Here is a 20478-nt window from a genome sequence, read left to right as displayed (position 1 = left end):
AGGGGTTTTTTCGTACCTGATACCTGTCAGATATCCAGCAGCAGGCGACGGGGGTCCTCGATCAGCTCCTTGAGCCTCACAAGAAAACTGACCGCTTCCCGTCCATCCACCAGACGATGATCATAGGACAGGGCCACATACATCATGGGCCGGATGACAACCTGCCCCTCCCGGGCCACGGGCCGGTCCTGGATGGCGTGCATCCCCAGCACACCGGACTGCGGTGCATTGAGAATGGGCGTGGACAGCAGGGACCCGAAAATCCCGCCATTGGTGATGGTAAAGCTGCCACCTTCCAGTTCTTTCAGGGCAAGGCCACCCTTACGAGCCCGTTTGCCATAATCGGCAATGCGGCGCTCCAGCTCGGCAAAACCAAGTGTCTCGGCCTTCCGCAGCACGGGCACGACCAGCCCCCGTTCCGTCCCCACGGCAATGCCCAGATTGACATGATCCTGATAAACGATCTCATGTCCTTCAATCCGGGCATTCAGCACCGGAAAATCCTTCAGGGCCCCTACGACAGCACGGGCAAAGAACGACATGAACCCCAGACGGGCCCCCTCATGCTTCTTCTCGAACAGCTCCCGATACTGGCTCCGCAGCGCCTTGACGGCACTCATGTCAATTTCATTGAACGTTGTCAGAATGGCGGCACTGTTCTGGGCTGCCTTGAGATTCCGGGCAATGGTCTGACGCAGGCGGCTCATCGGCACACGCCGCTCCCCCATTCCCCTGTCTTCGGGAAGGGAGGCCACCGGTTCAGCCACAGCAGGAGCCGGATGAGTGACAGCTCCTCCCGTCACCACGGGCTGCTCTCCCTCTGCTGAAGCAGCTGGACCATGGTCCGTCACATCCTGCACCACGTCCTGGCTGTCCTGCTGCCTGTTTTCCTCAACCGCAGGGGCTGCTGCCTGATCATCCACGAATGCAATGACCTGCCCGACCTCAACATCCGTTCCTTCCGGCAGATCATGGCTCAGTGCCCCGGCTGCCGGAGCCGGCACATCCAGCGTGACCTTGTCCGTTTCCAGCTCAAGAACCGTCTCACCAGCCTTCACGTAATCGCCAGACTGTCTGAGCCAACGCATCACGGTTGCCTGTTTCAGGCTTTCACCAAGCACAGGGACTTTAATCTCAACCGTCATCGTGACTCCTGTCCTTCCAGAACTTGAAACATGGTCCCGGCCTCCCACCTCCCGGAAGAGACCCGGCCTCTCATTAGCCTTATATCTCCCTATGAGGCTATAGGGTAAAGCCTTCTCTTTGTCTTTTCACTTTTCCAGCAGGAAACCTTTCATGACCAGAACCCTGCCCGCTTTTCTTCAGTCAGACCACATATCCTCTCGGACACGCACTGCCCTGCTCGAAAGAATGGAACAGGAACAGGGCCAGAGGAAACATCTTTCCCCAGAGGCTTTTCAGCTTCTTGAGCTGGTCTGTGATGACATTCTGCCACAGGCACCACTTCTGGGTGAGCTGCATCTCAATCTGGCAGTCATGATCGATCAGGCTCTCGCCGGGCCTGGAGATGGATGGCGTTTTGCCGATCTGCCGACAGATATGGCCGCCTGGGAAGATGGTCTTGCCTCTCTGGAACTGTATGCCCGGGGCCTTTTTGGACAGGATTATGCCTCTCTTGACACGGATCAGCGTGGTACGCTGCTGGACAGGGCTTTTGATGGCTCCCTGCCGGTCAATGCTCAGGCGCCTTTTTCAGCCTCACAGATGAAGTTGTGGAGTGGTGATCTCCGCAACCAGATCGTTGCAGCGTTTCTGGCGCATCCGATTGCACAGGAACGGCTTGGAATTTCCTCCAGCCTGACTGGTGGAGACAAGGAAATTCAAGGGTTTTCTACTGAATCACTGACCAAAAAAGAGGCTTTTGAGCCGGAAAATGAGCGCCGTTTTTCAAAAATGGGATGAAGGAGAATTTCAGGGCTTTTCCGCCTCTGGAAGAAACAGGAAAAAGGGATCGTAGGGACATGAACCAAGGTCTTTCTTCATGGCGGCAAGCCAGTCTGGAGCTGGAATGGAAGAAAGGACAGCCAGACAACACAACATATGAATTTACAAATCTTAGATTTAGATGTTGTTGAAAGACCTTGTGGAAACCGGGGTACCCGGCTTTCGAAAAATGTACCCCAGCTTACTCACAGTGTGTACAACCTCTGAAGGTAGGCTAGAACAAGGGTGCAGAACGTTATCCCTCTTTTTCCACAATGAGGCTGTGTACAATCCCCGTTTCATAAGGGGGTACAGTACCGTCCCCGGTACTCGGTACCTCTCCCGCTTCGGGCCGTACTGTCCCCATGTACCCCAGTACGAACATCTTTGATCCATAAGTGATGGAAACAGTTGCATGATGCAGAAAACGCATAATGATTTTTCACAGGAAACTGCCGATGTTGTCGTCATCGGGACGGGCGCTGGCGGCGCACCGCTCATTGCGCGGCTTGCCATGGCAGGGCGGAAGGTCGTGGCGCTGGAAGCCGGCCCTCCTTTCAAGGCCAGGTCCCACACGCCGGATGAGCCGACAGCACAGGAACTGTACTGGCTGCATGAGCGTCTGTCTGGTGGGGGAACACCGCAGGCCTTTGGGGGTAATAACAGTGGAACAGGGATTGGGGGGTCCCTGCTTCATTACGGGGCTTTCCTGCCGCGCATGGATCCCCGGGATTACCGCCTGTACAGTGAGAGCGGGAAAGGGGTGGACTGGCCTTTCGGAGCCGAAGAGCTTCAGCCTTACGTGGAAGAAGTAGAGCGCTTCATAGGTGTGAGTGGCCCAGCGTCTTATCCCTGGGATGAGAGCCGCCATTATGCCTATCCGCCCGCAGCACCCAACAATGCCGCCCTGAAGATGCGTCAGGCCTGTGACAATGTAGGGCTGCGTCATGCAGATGGTCCTCTGGCTGTCATCACGAAAGCTCATGACCAGCCTCATTTTGGCCGACGGGAAGCCTGCGTGAATTGCGGTGCCTGTCATCAGGGCTGCCGGAACGGGGCGAAATCGGGCGTGGACAACACCTATCTGCCACTGGCCTGTGCCCATGGGGCTGAACTGCGTCCTGGCTGCATGGCGACGGGGTTTGAGCGGGACAGCCAGGGGCGGATCACGGCGGTCATCTATGTCCGTGACGGACGGGAGGAACGGCAGAAATGCCGGGCTGTTGTCCTGTCTGCCGGAGCGGTGGAAACGGCCCGCCTGCTGCTGAACAACGGTCTGGCGAACAGTTCCGGGCAGGTGGGACGCAATTACATGACGCATGTATCCACGCAGGTCTGGGGTGTGTTTGATGAAGAAACCCGGCCCAACAAGGGTTACCCATCCCTGACCATTTCCGAAGACATGTTGCGGCCAAAGGATGCCGACTTTGCGGGAGGGTATCTGCTCCAGTCCCTGGGCATGATGCCGCTCACATGGGCTGCCAATCTGGTCCGGGCGGATGGGCGCCGTGGTGAGGCCCTCAGCCGCACGCTGGCAGCCTACAATTACAGTGCGGGTATCGGGATGCACGGGGAAAGCTTGCCACGGGATGAAAACCGTGTGACCCTGTCTGATGAAAAAGACGCTTTCGGTCTGCCCAAACCACGGATCGACCATACATACGGCCCCAATGAGGACGCCATGCACCGCCATGCATCCCGCCTGATGGTGAAGATGTGGGAGTCCATCGGGGCGAAGGACATCCGTGTCATCAGCCGGGCCGCACACATGATCGGCACCTGCCGGATGGGAACCGATGCAGGAGCGGCCGTGGTCAATCCATATGGGCGCAGTTTCGACATCGACAATCTGTGGATCAGCGACCACTCCACCTTCCCGAGTTCCGGTGCGGCCAATCCGGCCCTGACAATCATGGCCCTTGCCCTGCGCACGGCGGATGCCATGCTGAAAGTGGTCTGAAAGGCTAGCCCTGCCCCGCAAGGAGGGCCCGCTTGACAGTGCGGCCCTCTTTCACCTAGGAAGAAAGCCGACCTGATGGTGGCGGCGTCCTGCTTTGCCTTCCGGGTCATCTCCTTCGCACCGGAAGGCAGTTTTGCCAGTTCCCTGTGGGGCGGCAGCCCTGACTGTCCCTGAGGTCCGGCATGCCCCGTGGCGCATGGTCCTGCCGTGCGGGTACCCGGCCTGTATTCTGGTTTTTCGTCTATTCCGATTAGTTACCCCACCGGGGCATATCAAGGCGCATCATTTCATGCATCTCGCCGAACTGAAGAAGAAATCCCCTGCTGATCTGCTGGCTTTTGCTGAAGAGCTGGAGGTCGAAAATGCATCATCCCTGCGCAAGCAGGACATGATGTTTGCCATCCTCAAGACTCTCGCCGAGCGTGAGCAGGCCATTTATGGCGAAGGAACGCTCGAGATCCTGCCGGATGGTTTCGGCTTTCTGCGCAGCCCGGAAGCCAATTATCTGCCCGGCCCGGATGATATCTATGTGTCTCCGGCCCAGGTGCGCCGCTTTGCCCTGCGGCCTGGTGATACGGTGGAGGGTGAGATCCGGGCGCCCCGGGATGGAGAGCGCTATTTTGCCCTCCAGAAGGTCAATACCATCAATTTTGAGGCACCGGAGCAGGTCCGTGCCCGTATCAATTTCGACAACCTGACCCCCCTCTTCCCCGAGCGCCGTCTCCGCATGGAAACCGAGCCGACAGGGGAAGCTTGCGCTGCTCCGGCTCCTGCCAAGGGCAAGGGGCGTGATCGCAAGGACCAGAAGGATTACACCTCCCGTGTGATTGATCTGGTCTCTCCCATCGGCATGGGGCAGCGTGCCCTGATCGTTGCACCGCCGAGAACGGGTAAGACGGTGATGCTTCAGAGCATTGCTGCTTCCATTTCTGCCAATCACCCGGATGTGTTCCTTATCGTTCTGCTGATTGATGAACGGCCTGAGGAAGTGACGGACATGGCCCGGTCCGTTCGTGGTGAGGTCGTTTCCTCCACCTTTGATGAACCGGCCCACCGCCATGTGCAGGTGACGGAAATGGTGCTGGAAAAGGCGAAACGCCTTGTCGAGCACAAGCGTGATGTAGTCATCCTGCTGGATTCCATTACCCGTCTGGCCCGGGCCTATAACACGGTCGTGCCCTCATCCGGCAAGGTGCTGACCGGTGGTGTGGATGCCAACGCCCTCCAGCGGCCGAAGCGTTTCTTCGGTGCGGCCCGTAACATCGAGGAAGGTGGCTCGCTGACCATCATTGCCACGGCCCTGATTGATACAGGTTCCCGCATGGATGAGGTCATCTTTGAAGAGTTCAAGGGCACGGGCAACTCCGAGCTGATGCTGGACCGCAAGCTGGCAGACAAGCGCACCTTCCCGGCCATCGACATCACCAAGTCCGGCACCCGCAAGGAAGAGCTGCTGGTGGACCGGGCGTCCCTCTCCAAGATGTGGGTCCTGCGCCGTATCCTTGCCCCGATGGGCACGATGGATGCCATGGACTTCCTGCTGGACAAGCTGCGTTACAGCAAGACCAATCAGGACTTCTTCGATGCGATGAACAACTGATTAACAGCCTGGTCTGTTGTCCATGAAAGAAAAGGCAGGGCCATGCATATGGCCCTGCCTTTTCTTTAGGTGAAGTCCATGTCAGACCATCAGCCATGGGGGATCAGAAGGTGAAGGAAGCTTGCCATCAAGATGATGGCAAGAGTGCCCATTCCCCAGAGGGCCAAGAACCACGCTAGACGTTTGGAGAAGGAGGCTGGCACCTTCTTCTTATCGTATGTGGTGAACTTAGTGATATCCATCGGCTTTTGTGACCTTTCCACGGAAAAGATAGTAGGAATAGATCGAATATCCCGTGATGATGGGGAGCAGGATGACGGTCCCGACGAGCTGGAAAAGCTGGCTGGGAACTGGAGATGCTACATCCCACAGGGTCAGGGTTGGTGGTACAGCGTAGGGCCAGATGGTAATGGCCAGGCCAACCAGGCTGAGCAGGAACCATCCAATGGCGCACAGGAAAGGCGTGATGGCGTGTTCCTTGTCTAGGGTCCGCCACATCAGGAAACCGGCCAGTGCCACCAGTAGAGGAACAGGCAGGCCGAACAGAATGTTCGGAAAGGCAATCCAGTGATGGAGATAGGGCGCATGGAGAAACGGCGTCCAGCAGCTAACGGCAATGATGCAGAGAATCATCAGAATGGATAATCTCTTGGACCAGCGGCGGCATCGTGCTTCCAGTTCATCGGATGTGCGCCAAACGAGCCAGGTCGTACCAAGAAGAGCATAACCTGTAACAACGGACAGGCCACAAAGAACGCTGAACGGTGTCAGCCAGTCCATGGCTCCTCCGGCAAAGGCACCGTGGCTTGTATGCACCCCCTGAACGTACCCGCCAAGAATGCAGCCCTGACAGAAAGCGGCAAGTGTGGACCCTGCCATGAAGCCCGTATTCCAGAAGGCCCGATGGTTGGGTGAGTGCGCCATGATGCGGAACTCGAATGCAACACCACGGAAGATCAAAGCCCCCAGCATGATGATGATGGGGATATAGAAGGCAGGCAGCAGCGTGCTGTAAGCACCGGGGAAAACACCGAACAGGGTTGCTCCACCCAGAACCATCCATGTTTCATTACCATCCCAGACGGGGGCAATCGTGTTGATCATGATGTCACGATGCTCCGGTTTTTTCTCGAAAGCAAAGAGCATGCCAATTCCCAAGTCAAAGCCATCAAGGATGACGTAGACCGAAATGGCCAGAATGACGATGAACGCCCAGATGAAGGGAAGATAGAATGCAAGGCCGGACATGTTATGACGCATCCTTGTTCTGAGAGATCGTATGATGATGGCTACCTAGGATCATGATGTCATCGCTGGTGTTGTCAGCAGCTTCTGGGGTGGCCCGTAGCAGGCGGATGAGCATCAGGAGGCCTGAGCCGAAAACAAAGAGATAGACCGCAACAAAAAACAGCATGGAGAAAGACAGGCTGGAGAGTGCCAGCGGTGAGGCGCTGTCTTTCGTGCGAAGCAGGCCATAGACCGTCCATGGTTGCCGCCCGACTTCTGTCGTAACCCAGCCACAGAGTAGAGCCAGAAACCCAGCTGGTGCCATGGTGAGTATCACCCGCAGAAAAAGAGGATGGTCGAACAAACGCTGTCGGCGCCGCAGCCAGAGTGACCAGAGGCCGCAGAGCAGCATAAGCCCCCCTAGGGCAATCATGATGCGGAAAGAAAAGAACACGATTGGCGCCGGGGCCCGCTGGTCTGCCGGATAATCTTTCAGGCCGGGCACCTTGCCGTTGATATCATGGGTCAGGATGAAGGAGCCCAGTAGCGGAATCCCTATGGCGTAATCCGTACGTTCTGTCTTCATGTTCGGGATGCCGAACAACAGTTCAGGGGCTCGTGTTTCGCTTGTCCAGTCGCCTTCCATGGCGGCAATCTTGGCGGGCTGATATTTCAGGGTGTTCAGCCCATGCATGTCGCCCGCTATGATCTGGAGAGGGGCTGTGATGACAATCATCCAGAGGGACAGGGAGAACATGAGGCGGATCGTACTGTCTGCCTGTGTACCTCCCTTTTTGGCCTTGAGCAGATGCCATGCACCTGCGGCAGCTACCGTGAAGGCCACTGAAAGCATGGCAGCCAGCCCCATATGGGTGATCCGGTAGGGAAAGGATGGATTGAAGATGATGGCCAGCCAGTCATGGGGCAGGAAATGGCCTGTCTTTTGGTCAATGACATAGCCTTGTGGGGTTTGCATCCATGAGTTGGATGCAAGGATCCATGTCATGGAGATCAGCGTTCCTGTAGTGACAGCACAGGTTGCAAAGAAATGCATTCTGCGGCCGACACGGTTCAGCCCGAACAGCATGACACCAAGGAAACCAGCCTCCATAAAGAAGGCCGTCATGACTTCGTAAGAGAGAAGCACGCCTGTGATGGGCCCTGCCTTGGCAGAGAAGCCTGCCCAGTTGGTACCGAACTCGTAAGCCATCACGATGCCAGAGACGACCCCCATGCCGAAGACGATGGAGAAGATTTTCAACCAGTATTTAAAGAGATTCAAATAACGGTTATCATTCGTTTTTAACCACATGCCTTCAAGAAAGGTGAGGAATACAGATAGACCGATCGAAAATGCTGGGAATATTATATGTACGCCAACGGTAAAGGCGAATTGTATTCGTGCGATTGTGAGAGGTAACTCATGGTCATTAACCATATATAATCATTCCTTTTCGTTGGAATGGGAGGAAATTGACATTTTTTCATTATTGATTTTGGCGAGTTTTCAACAATTGATTTTATTTTTCTTCTTATAAATATTTTTTAAATAAAAAATTCCCGTCATTTTTTGCGGGGTCAGGCCGATGGCAGGTGATGAAAATTTGCCATCATATTTTTGTAAGATCATGTGATGATCAGCTTTGGTAATAAGGTAAGGCTGGATGATCCCGTGTTTCAGGAACTGGATGCTTCTTGTTCCAACCCCAGCAGGAAGGCCTTGCTCTCTGCGCCTTCAAACCCGCTATAGTCACCATGGCCCCTGCCGTGGGAGGGCAGGACACGGTGGCAGGGGATGAGAATGAGCAGCGGGTTGCGGGCCACGGCCTGACCGATGGACTGCGGGCTTCCACCGACAGTTTTGGCCAGGTCGCCATAGGTCCGGGTCTGCCCGTGCGGAATGGCACGCAGGGCCGCCCAGACACGTTTCTGATAGGCCGTGCCATCAAGCATCAGTGGAATGGATTGGAAATCCACCGGCTCTCCATCAAAATAATCCTGCATCATGTCCCGCACTTTCAGCAGGAGGGGCGTTTCACTCTGGTCCCGGCCCCAGCCTTCATCAAGGGAGACGATCTGCTCCTCTTCTTCGCTGAGGGTCAGGGCACCGAGGGGAGAATGGAAAGAAAGCTGTGGCATGGCTGTCAGGCTGCCCCTTTTGCGGGAGAGCGTCAATTCTTTCTTTGGCCCGCTGCTTTTCGGGCATGAGTGCTGTATGAAAGGCGGCATGACATCATCCAGCATTTCCACCAAGACGGTTTTTGCGTTGGCGACAGGCCCGGTGCAGGGGGCGATTGCGGTCATGCGGGTCAGCGGGCCGGAGAGTGCGGCCCTGCTGGCGGCTCTCTGTGATGCCCTGCCAGCTCCCCGTCATGCCAGCCTGCGGGCCTTGCGGCATGAAGGTGACGTGCTGGATCACGCTCTCGTCCTCTGGCTGCCGGGGCCTCGGTCCTATACGGGGGAAGACAGCTTCGAGCTGCATCTTCATGCCGGTCCGGCCATCGTGGAGGCAGTGGCGCAGGCCCTTGTTTCCCTTGGTGCCCGCCCTGCCGAACCGGGAGAGTTCACCCGTCGGGCCGTGCAGGCAGGACGGATGGACCTGTTGCAGGCCGAGGCCATAGCCGATCTGATTGAAGCCGATACGCAGGCCCAGCGGCATCAGGCCCTGAAACAGGCTGATGGTGCCCTGAGCCAGCTTTACACGGAATGGGCGTCCCGCCTGCGGCAGGTTCTGGCCCAGCAGGAAGCCCTGATCGATTTCCCGGATGAGGAACTCCCCCCGGAGGTGGAAGACGCCCTGTTGGGTGACTGCCGGACCCTGGCGGAAGAGATGCAGGCCCATCTGGCCGATGAACGGGGCGAGATCGTCCGTGATGGTCTGAAGATCGTTCTGGCGGGGGCACCGAATGTGGGAAAATCCAGCCTGCTGAATGCGTTGAGTGGTCAGGATGCTGCCATCGTCACGCAGAAGGCGGGTACGACACGGGATGCCATCGCCGTGGACTGGATGATAGAGGGCATCCGTGTCCGGCTGATTGATACGGCAGGCGTGCGGGAGACGGAGGATGAGATCGAGGCGGAAGGCATCCGCCGGACCATGCGGCACGTGAAAGAGGCCGATCTGCTCTTTCATCTTGTCGGGCCGGGGGATGAGACGCCCCTGCTGGCGGATCACGCCATAAGGCTGCGGACGAAGACGGACCTCGCCCCGGCACGGGAGGGTGAGCTTGGCATCCATACGAAGGATGAAGCCGGTCTGGCCCCTCTGAAGGCATGGCTGAAAGCCCATCTGGCCCGTCTCATGGCTCAGCGTGGCACCCCGCCCCTGACCCGTGCCCGCCATCGGGCAGGGCTGAAGGAAGCACAGGAACATCTGACCCGTGCGCTGGAAGCCCCATGGCTGGAGGTGCGAGGAGAGGAGCTGCGCCTGGCCATGCAGGCCCTTGGCCGGTTGACGGGCCATGTGGATGTGGAAGCCCTGCTTGATACGATTTTTGGCCAGTTCTGTATAGGAAAGTGACGTTACCTCAATGAGCACATCACCTGCGCAAACCTATGATGTCATCGTGGTGGGGGGCGGTCATGCCGGGACGGAAGCCGCCGCTGCCGCTGCCCGCTTCGGGGCCCGGACATTGCTGCTGACGCACAGGCTGGACACCGTAGGCAGCATGTCCTGCAATCCGGCCATCGGAGGCATCGGCAAGGGCCATCTCGTGCGGGAGATTGATGCCTTTGATGGTCTCATGGGCAAGGCGGCAGACCGGGCGGGAATTCATTTCAAGCTGCTGAACCGTTCCAAAGGGCCAGCGGTACATGGGCCACGGGCGCAGGCGGACCGCTCGCTTTACCGGGCCGCCATACAGGACCTTCTGGCGGCCACACCCAACCTGACCATGCTGGCCGGGGCCGTGGGCGACCTGATTGTCGAGAAGGGTCATGTCCGGGGTGTGATCTGTGAGGATGGCCGCCGTTTTTCCGCCGGGGCGGTCGTGCTGACAAGCGGTACCTTCCTGCGGGGCGTGATCCATACGGGGCGGGTCAGCCAGCCAGCCGGACGCATTGGCGATGCGCCCGCCACGCAGCTTGGGGAGCGGCTGGAAGCCCTGGGGCTGAAAATGGGCCGCCTGAAAACAGGCACCCCGCCCCGTCTGGCCCGTGACAGCATCGACTGGGAGGCCCTGCCTGCCGATGAGGGCGATGCCGAGCCGGAGGCCTTCAGTACGCTGACAGCCTCCCTGCCCAATAGACAGATCGTCTGTCGCATCACGCAGACAACCCCGCAGACACACAGGATCATTGAGGACAACCTGCATTTTTCGGCCATGTATGGCGGTGAGATCACCGGGCGGGGTCCCCGCTACTGCCCGTCCATCGAGGACAAGATCGTCCGTTTCGCAGGGCGGGACAGTCATCAGGTGTTTCTGGAGCCGGAGGCCCTGCCGGGCAATCCGGGTGGGGAGCTGGTCTACCCCAACGGCATCAGCACCTCCCTGCCGGCCGAGGTGCAGGCGCAGATGATTGCTTCCATGCCGGGGCTGGAGACGGCCCGCATTGTCACCCCCGGTTATGCCGTTGAGTATGATTATGTTGACCCACGGGAGCTGCGTCCGTCTCTGGAGCTGCGGGCCTTGCCCGGCCTGTATCTCGCCGGGCAGATCAATGGCACGACAGGGTATGAGGAAGCGGGCGCACAGGGTCTTCTGGCCGGTCTGAACGCTGCCCGGGCCGTGGCAGGCAGCGAGCCCCTGACGCTGGGACGGGAGGAATCCTACCTTGGCGTGCTGATTGATGACCTGACTCTGCATGGTATCAGCGAACCCTATCGCATGTTCACCTCACGGGCGGAATATCGCCTTCTTCTGCGGGCGGACAATGCGGACCTGCGCCTGACACCAAAAGCCATCGAGGCCGGATGTGTTGGCACAGAACGTGAGGCGGCCTTCCGTGAGACGGTGCGCCAGATTGATGAAGCGATGGAGGAAGCCCGGAAACCGGCCTTCCTGCCCCAGCACCTGCGGGAGCATGGCATCGAGGTCTCGCAGGATGGACGGCGGCGCAGCCTGCTGGACGTACTGGCGACACAGGCCGATGAGACACGGATTGCCAGTCTCTCTCCATGGTTTGCCGCTCTGCCGGTCCGTATCGGGCGGCACGTACAGACAGAGGCCCGCTATGGTGGCTATCTGCGCAGGCAGGAGCGGGAAATCCAGCAGCTGAAGAGTGAGGCGGCCTTGCGCCTGCCGGATGATCTGGATTACGGGGCGATCGGGGGGCTGAGCCAGGAAATGCAGGAGCGGCTGGGGGCTGCCCGTCCGGTCGATTTCGCCGCTGCGGGGCGTGTCCGGGGTGTGACGCCCGCTGCCCTCATTGCCCTGCTTGCCCATGTCAGGAGCCGTACATGATGACGCATGTTTCACATGAAACAGAAAAGAAGCTCGCCCATTTTGCCAGCCTGCTGACCCGCTGGAATGAGAAGATCAATCTTGTCAGCCCGAAGGATATCGCCCACCTCCGCCAGCGTCACATTGAGGACAGTCTCCAGCTCGTCCCGCATGTTGCGGCTGGTGTGCGGATAACGGACCTTGGTTCTGGCGGTGGTTTCCCCGGGCTGATCGTGGCGATTGCAACAGGAAACCCGGTCACGCTGATTGAGTCCGACCAGCGGAAATGCGCCTTCCTGCGGGAAGCGGCACGGGAATGTGGTGCCCGTGTCACCGTGCTGGCAAAACGGATCGAGCAGGCAGAGGTGGAACCGGCGGACATTGTGACAGCCCGTGCGCTGGCCCCCCTGCCCCAGCTGCTCGACTGGGCACGGCCTCTGCTGAAGGAGGAAGGGTATTGTCTTTTCCTCAAGGGAAGAAAAGCGTCAGATGAGTTGACCAGTGCCCGTTCTGACTGGCACATGAGATATGAAAGTCTCCCAAGCCGAACAGACCCAGACGGGGTCCTTCTCAGGATCAGTGATTTCAGACGTGTCTAAAGCTGCTTCACATACACCGCACATCATCGCCATTGCCAACCAGAAGGGGGGTGTCGGCAAAACGACGACCAGCCTGAATCTGGCGGCAGCTCTGGCGCAGCGCAAGCGTGTCCTGCTGGTGGACCTTGACCCGCAGGGCAATGCGTCAACAGGCCTCGGGCTGGATTATGATGAGCGTGGCCGTGGCACCTATGGCGCCTTGCTGGAGGATGCCCCGGCGGAGACGCTTCTCCGTTCCAGCGTGGTGCCGAAGCTGGATGTCATGCCTGCCAATGGCGACCTGGCCGGAGCCGAGCTGGAGATGATCGACCAGGACCGGCGGGAATACCGGCTGCGGGATGCCCTGAAACCATTGCTTAACCGGTATGACATCATTCTGATCGACTGCCCGCCCAGCCTGGGGCTGTTGACCCTCAATGCGCTTGTCGTGGCCCAGAGCGTTCTGGTGCCGTTGCAGTGCGAGTTCTTCGCTCTGGAGGGGATCAGCCAGCTGGTCCGTTCCATCGAGCGGGTGCGTCTTGCCTTCAATGCGGACCTGCATCTGGAAGGGATCGTGCTGACAATGTTCGATACCCGCAACAATCTCTCTGCTCTGGTGGCGGAGGATGCCCGTGGCTTCTTTGGTGATCAGGTCTTCAAAACGATGATTCCCCGTAATATCCGTATTTCCGAAGCACAGAGTCATGGGCGGCCTGTCATGGATTATGCCCGCAGTTCCACCGGGGCACTGGCCTATGAGGATCTGGGGGCCGAGCTGCTGAAACGGCTGAAGAAGAAAGGCTGAGCACCATGGCAAAGAAGGCATCCCCCTCCTCCCGCAAACTTGGCCGGGGTCTGGCCGCTCTTCTGGGGGATCAGGCGCCCAATCTGGCCCGTGTTGGGGCCCCGCAGGGTGAGGCTCAGGCTCCGTCCCAGCCAGGAAGTCTGGGGGTGGATCTGCTCGCTCCCAGTCCGTTCCAGCCGCGTCGGGACATGAATGAAGACCGGCTGGCCGAGCTTGCTGATTCCATCCGCTCCCGCGGGGTGATCCAGCCCATTCTTGTGAGACCGGACCCCGAGCAGAAGGGGCGGTATCAGATCATTGCTGGTGAACGCCGCTGGCGGGCTTCGCAGAAGGCGGGCCTGCATGAGGTGCCCGTCTATATCCGTCAGCTTGATGATACGGATGCCATGGCGGCGGCCATGGTCGAGAATCTCCAGCGGTCGGATCTCAACCCTGTTGAGGAAGCAATGGGGCTGCAACGGCTGCTGCAGGATTATAGCCTGACGCAGGAGGAACTGGCCGGGGCGATTGGCAAGTCCCGCTCTCACATCACCAATACCATGCGCCTGCTGAACCTGCCGGAGGCTGTTCTGGTCCAGCTGCGGGATGGTGGGTTGAGTGCCGGTCACGCCCGTGCCCTGCTGGGCCATCCCGACCCGGTGGCCGGTATGGCTGAGGTGCTGGCAAAGGGGCTGAATGTTCGCCAGACGGAAGACCTTGTGGCCCGGCTGAACAAGGCGGCCAGTGAGGAGAAGACCAAGGCTGCCCCGGCTCCGGAGATCACCCGGCTGGAGGAAGACCTCTCAGCCCGTTTCGGGCTGAAGACGCAGATACGCTTCAATGGGAAAAGTGGATCGCTGAAGATCAACTATTCCTCTCTGGAGCAGTTTGAGGCCCTCATGGCCCGTCTGACCGGACAGAGCTGATTTTTTTGAGAAAATATTTAAAATCCCCTTGTCAGCCTTCATGAAGGCTGATAGATAACCATCCATCGGTTACCGATTGTGGGCACATAGCTCAGTTGGTAGAGCAGCTGACTCTTAATCAGCGGGTCCTAGGTTCGAGCCCTAGTGTGCCCACCACAATCGGCCGGTTCCCCTGAAAAGATGTCGAAAACTTTCCGGATGCCAGCGGCAGGACACCCGCTCTGCGTTTTCTGCTGGAAAGAAGATGATCCCCTTTCTCCTAAAAACCGCTCTGTCCGCCGTGCTCGTGGCCTCCATTGCCACGGTGGCCCGTCGCCTTCCTGCTTTGGGTGCGCTCATTGCGTCCCTGCCGCTTGTGTCTGTTCTGGGGATGATTTTTCTCTGGGCTGAGAAACCGGACCGTGAGCTGATGGCCACTCATAGTGAGGCGACTTTCTGGTACGTTCTGCCATCCCTGCCCATGTTTCTGCTCATTCCCGCCCTCCTGCGGCGAGGCTGGCCTTTCTGGGGCAGTCTGGCGGTTGGCTGTGTATTGACGGTTCTGCTTTATCTTGTCGTGGTCTGGTGCGCCCGACGTTATGGCATGGTTCTGTAAATGGTCAGACAGGACATGCTCATGATTATTCTGCGTCTTGACTGACGTTACCCTGCGTTGATTTTTCATTTATTTTTTTGAAAAATTACTCTTTCTTTCTGGAGGATGAAACGTGAAGAGTGCCAGTCCGTTCGGCTATTTCATAAAAGGTATAAAAAATTAGGTGACATTCAGCGGACGGGCAACTTGTCCTGAATACTGGTATTTTAGGCTTTTTGAATGTATTTTTTATTTTGTTATTGAAATAATTTATTATATATTTGGTAGTATATTTCCATGGATTGTTTTTTCTATTTTAATGTTTTTACCGGGTATAGCTGTTGGGATGCGACGGTTACATGATACTGGTCGGTCCGGTTGGTGGGTATGGCTGCCGTCAGCATCCTTCTCAGTGATCGTTTACTATGTTGCGTTCCTGTATAAATTAAATCCGTCAGGGGGACATCTGTCCCCACTCGTTTTCCTTCCCATTATCCCATTCCTGCTTTGCCCGATCGCTACTCTCATTTTTTTGTGTCAGCCGGGGACGCCGGGGAACAACAGGTTTGGTCCTCCGCCTGGTAACGGCAGAGGCTGAGAGTAAAATCTGTTTCATGTCCTGAGAAAGGCATAAGCGATATTCAGCAAGTTTCGATGGCTGGCATCCTCATGGAGGTTGCCAGCCATTTTTTATGGGCAGACCGTTTCATGATGATGACGTGTTTCCTCATGTTAAGGATATATGGCTGGATCAGGGCACTTTATGCGGGCAGGCCGGCCATAAGTCTGTTATGGACAGGCAGGACAGGATAGGATGGCAGCGTCAGAGAAGATGAGAGTGCTATGCGTGTAAGCGATTTCAAGCCTCGGCCAGTCGCAGGGCGGCATCAGCCGGTGATAGCCCTGGTCGGGTGTGATGGAAGTGGGAAGTCCACCGTGGGGACGGCCCTGCTGGCGCTGTTGCAGGCCGAGCGGCCGACGGCTTTCTGCCATCTCGGCAAGCAGGCAGGCAATCTGGAGCGTACGCTTGCCCCCCTGCCCTTCATTGGCCCGTATGTGACAGGCAAGGCCAGGAAAGAAAACAGCCGGATACAGACCGGCAAAAAAGCAGGCGTGCTGGCGGCCGTGTCGGGTTTCGTTCTGTCCATGCGGCGTGTGTTTCGTTTCGCACTCATGCGGTGCAAACATGAACGGGGCATGGCCGTGCTGACGGATCGTTATCCGCAGAATAGTGTGCCTGGCCCCATGGATGGTCCCACTCTGGCCAATCTGAACCGGGATGGCGTCCTGCTGCGGATTTTCAGCCGGGTGGAGCGGGCGCTCTATGCACGGATGGCCCGTTTCCGGCCAGATGTCGTCATACGGCTGAATGTTGACCTGGAGACGGCCCTGCAACGCAAGCCGGATCATGTTTCTTTCAAGCTGGCCCGCAAGATTGAAGACCTTGCCCGGCTGGATTTTTCTGGTGCTCCCATCGTTGATATCGATGCCACCGAGCCGCTGGCGCAGGTACTGGCACAGGCAGAAGAAACAGTCCGCAAGGTGCTGGCACTCTATCCCCGTTCCGGCCAGGGATTGGCTGCGCAGCCCCGGGCAGGCTGTCTGGTTTCGCTGGTTGGGTGTGATGGGTCTGGCAAGTCCAGTATCAGCCAGTCTCTGGTCCAGCATTTTTCTGAAACACGTCCAACCGTTTATGGGTATCTTGGTCTTGGTTCGGGTGATCTTGGGCGGCGGATCGGGGCTCTGCCCCTTATTGGTCCAGCGTTGGAGAAGAAGCTGAACGGCAAGGCCAAGAAGGCCCGGACCAAGGGTGAAAAAATGCCGGGCCTGATGACGGGTCTTGTTCTGTTTGTCTTTTCTCTGGTGCGGCTGAAGCGCTTTCTACGGGTCAGGCGGGCGGTCGAGAAGGGATTTCTGGTGGTGACGGACCGTTACCCGCAAATGGAAATTCCTGGCCAGTGTGATGGTCCTGGTCTTTCAGCGGCTTATAGCAGCAATCCGCTGATCCGGTTTCTGGCCTGGCTGGAACGTGGCATCTATCGCCGGATCGTGGCCTTCCGGCCTGATCTGGTCATCCGGCTGAATGTGGATGCGGAAACAGCCCATGGCCGCAAACCGGACCATGACCTCGAAGCCCTGCGGATCAAGGCGGAGCTGATGCCGCAGCTGAATTTCAATCATGCTCCGCTGGTTGAGGTCGATGCCCGCCAGTCTTACGAAGCTGTGCGGCAGGACGTGCTGGATATTCTGGCACGGCACGGGCTTGTCTGAAGCAGGAAGGCCCATCCGTTTTTCTGGATGGGCCTTGCCGCAAGGGGCGGGCGTTCAGTGTGGGCTGCGTTCCAGAAAGGCCCGGATGCGCTGGGGAATTCCCTCCGGGGATTGGAAGCGGTCCCGCCGGTAATCCTGCGTTCCCTCCAGTTTTTTCTCGATCAGCCCGTCATGGAAATCGCCCATCATGCCGTTGATCGTGGCGAGATATTCTGAAAGCTGGTCCAGCGCTCTGGAGGGGCGGATCGTGCGCAGTGTGTCATTGAAGGCCACCCGGCGGCTGATGATCTTGCGCATGACATGGAATTCATGGCCGGTTGTGGCATCCAGCGTGCGTATCAGTTTTGCCAGTCTGGCATTTTCTTTCTTCTGGTAAGCGATGATGCCTGCCGTACTGTCTTCTTTCCAGAGGGCGATGGGGGCGGCGATCAGCCAGTAATAGACCGGTGAGAGCACGACCCAGAGGATGAGGCCGTTGATCAGCGTAGCCCGCCGCTGGTGGTTTTTGAAGGCATCCTGCATGTTGCCCATGATGATGGTGACAACATGCAGCAGGAGCGGATAACGGTGCTGCCTGGTGAAATTGGCACAGGCAAAGCGCATGTGCTTGAATTTGGCCCGTGCGTATTTGAAGGCCAGCTGTTCGTCCTTGCTGGCTGTGCCAGAGAGGGCAATCTTCAGGATCAGGCGACGGAAGGCCTTGCGGTCCACGCCATGTTCGAGAAGCTGCCAGCAGAGATTGTAGCCATCCCGGATTTCAGTCTTCTCACAGGCGGGCAGGACATCCTCGGGCAGGGGGGTGTCAGGGTGGGGAACGTCATCAAGGAGAACATGCTCAAAGACGGTATCCAGCATCTTCTGAGGGAAAGCCGGTGTGCTGCGGCGGCTGGCAGAAGGGCGGAAAGGGAAAATGGGCATGGCTGGGCTGGCATCTCCTGGCAAGGTATCAGCTGCCGGGCGAGGCGGGCAGGCTGTCGGTCTGGCGGATCTCCCTTTCATGAGGGAGGATGATCCTGTTGCGGCGCAGATAGGTTATACCCATTATGGCGAACGTGGTCATGGTAGCAAAGAACATGCCCAGGGCATAGGCAAGCCCGGCGCCGTTCAGGCCGTAGCGATGGCCCATGTAGACAAGCAGCGGGACGTAAAGAATCACGGAAACGAGCTGGGCCAGCATGATGTAATGGGAGCGTCCCGCCGTGTAGAGCACGCCTTCCATTGGCAGCCCGGCGGTGAAGAAGACCAGAGCCGGAGACATCCACATCATCAGGGTTGCGGCATCGCCAAAGCGGTGACCGAACATGCTGATGACGGGTTTTCCCCCGATATAGACAACCAGCATGGCCAGCATGCCCAGTGCGCCGGAAAGGACGCTGGTCCGCAGGGCCAGCTTCCATGGGGCGGAGGTCCGTGGATCCATGAGAACGACTTCGGGGTAGTAGCTTTTCTCCAGCAGTTTTGCAGGCCGCTGGACAGCATCCAGAAATTCCATGGCGAGGGAATAGAGGCCGGCTGCTGATGTGCTGACGATCTTGCCAACCAGCAGTTTGCTGATCGGCTCCCAGACCGTTTCCAGCAGGGTGGTGATGTTGGCGGTCCAGACGAAGCCCCACATGCCCTTTGGCATCTGCCGGGCTGCCTTCAGGATGCTGGGGCGCAGCCCTTTCAGCAGGTCATGGCGTTTCAGTTCCAGCAGGGCCGTGGCCCAGAGATATATCTGGCCAGCCAGAAGAGCCAGGTACCAGGCGATGACGAAACCGGCCAGCTTCATGCCACTGCCCCATGCCAGCAGGCAGCAGACAGCCCGGACAGCTGGTGTGATGAGCTGCTGCCGGGAGACGAGGTCTATGCGGTCGAAAAGGCGGAGGATGCCGTAGGCGGCCGTGCTGCCCATGCCGGGGATCAGTGTGCAGTAGAGCAGGATCAGCAGGGTTGGCTTGTCATGGACACCCAGCACTTGGCCCAGACAGAGGAAGGCCACCATGCCGAACACCATGGAGAGAAGCCCCGCACAGATATCCAGCCCCATGGCCAGGCTGATGCTGGTCTGGACAGTCCTGCGCTCTCCCTTCTGCCAGGGAACAGCAGCATAATGCAGGACAATCTGCCAGCTCTGGAACTGGCCGATGGCGGCAATCGTCTCGATGTAGGAGGCTATCAGTGTCAGAACGCCGAAATCATGCGGGCGCAGTGTTCGCCCGGTCACGACCAGTGCGACGAGGCCCATGACAGCCCCGATGAGTTTGGTCGATCCCAGCTTTCCCGCATTTTTCAGAACAACGCGGAAAAGATCATCCTTGAACCACCCTTTCATTCTGCGGGCTCGTGGAAGGCAGGAAGTTCATTGATGGCGACAACCCGCCAATGCCCGGCAATATGTTCGATGATGCTCAGGGAAAGATTCTGGATGCAGAAGCGCAGGGCCGTTTCCACGGGGATGTCCAGACAGTGGGCAAGAGCCATGCGAATGGCGCCGCCATGGCTAAGAATGACCATGTCTTTTCCGGCATTCTGTCGGGCATGGCTTTCCAGCGCCAGGCCGATGCGCTGGCGGACATCCACCATGCTTTCACCCTCTGGTGGACGTTCATCTGCTGCGATGGACCAGAAAGGGGGAGCCGGTTTTCTGAGCAGGGATGGAAACGTGTCGTGGGGGGTACCGTTCCATTGCCCGATGGACTGTTCAATGAAGGCGGGGTCAATCCTCATGGGAGTGGAGAAATTGCCGGCTTTCTGAATGGTCAGGCCGGTGTCGCGGGCCCGCTGGAGGGGGGAGGAAAACCATGTCGCCTTGCGGGGCAGGCGCCGGGCCAAGGCCTCGTAGGCGGGCTTCTGGCTGCGGAGATGCTGGGGACAGAGGGGCACGTCCAGCGTGCCGTACATGGTCTGTCGTGCTGCTTCTTCCACGATGGCATGACGCACCAGCCAGAAACGTGTCACACCGGCGGGGAGGTCCGGTCCATCCAGAAAATGCTCCTGAGGGTCTGGCATGGCGGGCTGCGTCACAAAAAAACCTCTCGAATGGGTCAGACAGCTGTGTCGGTTTGCCGGGGGAGGGCTGACAGGCTGATCACAGATTCATGATAAGGCGCATAGCGGGGAAAGAAACAGCTCTCAAGGAGAAGTTTCATAATTTGTGAAAACTGTTGCGGTCCTGGATGCGGTTTTTCATTCCGTTCTGACGCCGGGACAGCTATCTGATAGGCATGGCCCCGTCAGGTGGGGAACAGGCC

The 20478-nt window shown here is 58.1% G+C and carries 18 protein-coding genes and 1 tRNA gene; 12 read left to right on the top strand and 7 right to left on the bottom strand.

The genetic code is table 11. From position 1 onward, the window contains the following. Positions 1-26: 26 nt before the first annotated feature. A complete protein-coding gene (sucB, locus tag DTQ13_RS04305; protein WP_248461185.1) occupies positions 27-1145 on the bottom strand; it encodes a dihydrolipoyllysine-residue succinyltransferase in 1119 nt (372 codons plus the stop codon). A gap of 151 nt (positions 1146-1296) precedes the next feature. On the opposite strand from sucB, the gene DTQ13_RS04300 reads away from it, so the two are divergent. From DTQ13_RS04300 to rho, 3 genes are all read left to right on the top strand, one after another. Next, the gene (locus DTQ13_RS04300) at positions 1297-1923 is read left to right on the top strand and encodes a gluconate 2-dehydrogenase subunit 3 family protein (protein WP_192848672.1); all 627 of its coding nucleotides are present in this window, start codon (positions 1297-1299) and stop codon (positions 1921-1923) included. A 436-nt stretch (positions 1924-2359) separates the two neighbouring features. Further along, positions 2360-3904 (top strand): GMC family oxidoreductase, encoded by a 1545-nt coding sequence (locus DTQ13_RS04295; protein WP_232086411.1) that lies wholly within the window; start codon positions 2360-2362, stop codon positions 3902-3904. Positions 3905-4193: 289 nt separating this feature from the next. Continuing rightward, a complete protein-coding gene (rho, locus tag DTQ13_RS04290; protein WP_043559152.1) occupies positions 4194-5504 on the top strand; it encodes a transcription termination factor Rho in 1311 nt (436 codons plus the stop codon). Between the two features lie 228 nt (positions 5505-5732). On the opposite strand, the gene cydB is transcribed toward rho, so the two are convergent. From cydB to DTQ13_RS04275, 3 genes are all read right to left on the bottom strand, one after another. After that, entirely contained in the window at positions 5733-6752 is a 1020-nt protein-coding gene (gene cydB / locus DTQ13_RS04285) for a cytochrome d ubiquinol oxidase subunit II (protein WP_043559149.1), read from the bottom strand. Between the two features lies 1 nt (position 6753). Further along, positions 6754-8169 carry a cytochrome ubiquinol oxidase subunit I gene (locus tag DTQ13_RS04280; protein WP_043559146.1) on the bottom strand — a complete coding sequence of 472 codons (1416 nt, stop codon included), beginning with the start codon at positions 8167-8169 and terminating at the stop codon, positions 6754-6756. Between the two features lie 239 nt (positions 8170-8408). Further along, positions 8409-8870 carry a methylated-DNA--[protein]-cysteine S-methyltransferase gene (locus DTQ13_RS04275; RefSeq protein ID WP_248461184.1) on the bottom strand — a complete coding sequence of 154 codons (462 nt, stop codon included), beginning with the start codon at positions 8868-8870 and terminating at the stop codon, positions 8409-8411. A gap of 88 nt (positions 8871-8958) precedes the next feature. Here DTQ13_RS04275 and mnmE point away from each other — a divergent pair, with 88 nt between their 5' ends. The 9 genes from mnmE to DTQ13_RS04235 all read left to right on the top strand — a co-directional run bounded on the left by mnmE (position 8959) and on the right by DTQ13_RS04235 (position 17245). Then, on the top strand, positions 8959-10251 hold the full coding sequence (gene mnmE / locus DTQ13_RS04270; protein WP_248461225.1) for a tRNA uridine-5-carboxymethylaminomethyl(34) synthesis GTPase MnmE: 1293 nt from the start codon (positions 8959-8961) through the stop codon (positions 10249-10251). 10 nt (positions 10252-10261) lie between these two features. Continuing rightward, positions 10262-12133: a tRNA uridine-5-carboxymethylaminomethyl(34) synthesis enzyme MnmG gene (gene mnmG / locus DTQ13_RS04265; protein ID WP_248461183.1), complete on the top strand. Its 1872-nt coding sequence runs from the start codon at positions 10262-10264 to the stop codon at positions 12131-12133. After that, positions 12133-12711 (top strand): 16S rRNA (guanine(527)-N(7))-methyltransferase RsmG, encoded by a 579-nt coding sequence (gene rsmG / locus DTQ13_RS04260; RefSeq protein ID WP_043559506.1) that lies wholly within the window; start codon positions 12133-12135, stop codon positions 12709-12711. Before mnmG ends, rsmG begins: the two co-directional genes overlap by 1 nt. After that, positions 12695-13495: a ParA family protein gene (locus tag DTQ13_RS04255; RefSeq protein WP_373364558.1), complete on the top strand. Its 801-nt coding sequence runs from the start codon at positions 12695-12697 to the stop codon at positions 13493-13495. Before rsmG ends, DTQ13_RS04255 begins: the two co-directional genes overlap by 17 nt. A gap of 5 nt (positions 13496-13500) precedes the next feature. Continuing rightward, positions 13501-14400, top strand: coding sequence for a ParB/RepB/Spo0J family partition protein (locus tag DTQ13_RS04250; protein ID WP_248461181.1), 900 nt, complete (start codon positions 13501-13503; stop codon positions 14398-14400). Positions 14401-14480: 80 nt separating this feature from the next. Beyond that, positions 14481-14556: transfer RNA gene (locus DTQ13_RS04245), tRNA-Lys, on the top strand. A gap of 88 nt (positions 14557-14644) precedes the next feature. Continuing rightward, positions 14645-14995: a DUF3147 family protein gene (locus DTQ13_RS04240; RefSeq protein ID WP_043559132.1), complete on the top strand. Its 351-nt coding sequence runs from the start codon at positions 14645-14647 to the stop codon at positions 14993-14995. 163 nt (positions 14996-15158) lie between these two features. Beyond that, a complete protein-coding gene (locus DTQ13_RS09245; RefSeq protein WP_349815527.1) occupies positions 15159-15572 on the top strand; it encodes a DUF805 domain-containing protein in 414 nt (137 codons plus the stop codon). Between the two features lie 245 nt (positions 15573-15817). Then, positions 15818-17245 carry a hypothetical protein gene (locus tag DTQ13_RS04235; RefSeq protein WP_219811865.1) on the top strand — a complete coding sequence of 476 codons (1428 nt, stop codon included), beginning with the start codon at positions 15818-15820 and terminating at the stop codon, positions 17243-17245. Positions 17246-17299: 54 nt separating this feature from the next. On the opposite strand, the gene DTQ13_RS04230 is transcribed toward DTQ13_RS04235, so the two are convergent. Genes DTQ13_RS04230 through DTQ13_RS04220 form a run of 3 tightly spaced genes read right to left on the bottom strand, consistent with a single transcriptional unit; the run spans position 17300 to position 20236 of the window. After that, the gene (locus DTQ13_RS04230) at positions 17300-18163 is read right to left on the bottom strand and encodes a hypothetical protein (protein ID WP_052348980.1); all 864 of its coding nucleotides are present in this window, start codon (positions 18161-18163) and stop codon (positions 17300-17302) included. A 28-nt stretch (positions 18164-18191) separates the two neighbouring features. Beyond that, positions 18192-19559: a lipopolysaccharide biosynthesis protein gene (locus DTQ13_RS04225; protein ID WP_248461180.1), complete on the bottom strand. Its 1368-nt coding sequence runs from the start codon at positions 19557-19559 to the stop codon at positions 18192-18194. Beyond that, the gene (locus DTQ13_RS04220) at positions 19556-20236 is read right to left on the bottom strand and encodes a histidine phosphatase family protein (RefSeq protein WP_081563330.1); all 681 of its coding nucleotides are present in this window, start codon (positions 20234-20236) and stop codon (positions 19556-19558) included. Before DTQ13_RS04220 ends, DTQ13_RS04225 begins: the two co-directional genes overlap by 4 nt. Between the last annotated feature and the right edge of the window lie 242 nt (positions 20237-20478).

It is taken from the genome of Parasaccharibacter sp. TMW 2.1888 (assembly GCF_023167265.1).
Lineage (GTDB): Bacteria > Pseudomonadota > Alphaproteobacteria > Acetobacterales > Acetobacteraceae > Bombella > Bombella apis.
Note: the sequence above shows the minus strand (reverse complement) of the source record. Positions and strands in the feature narration are given on the sequence as shown.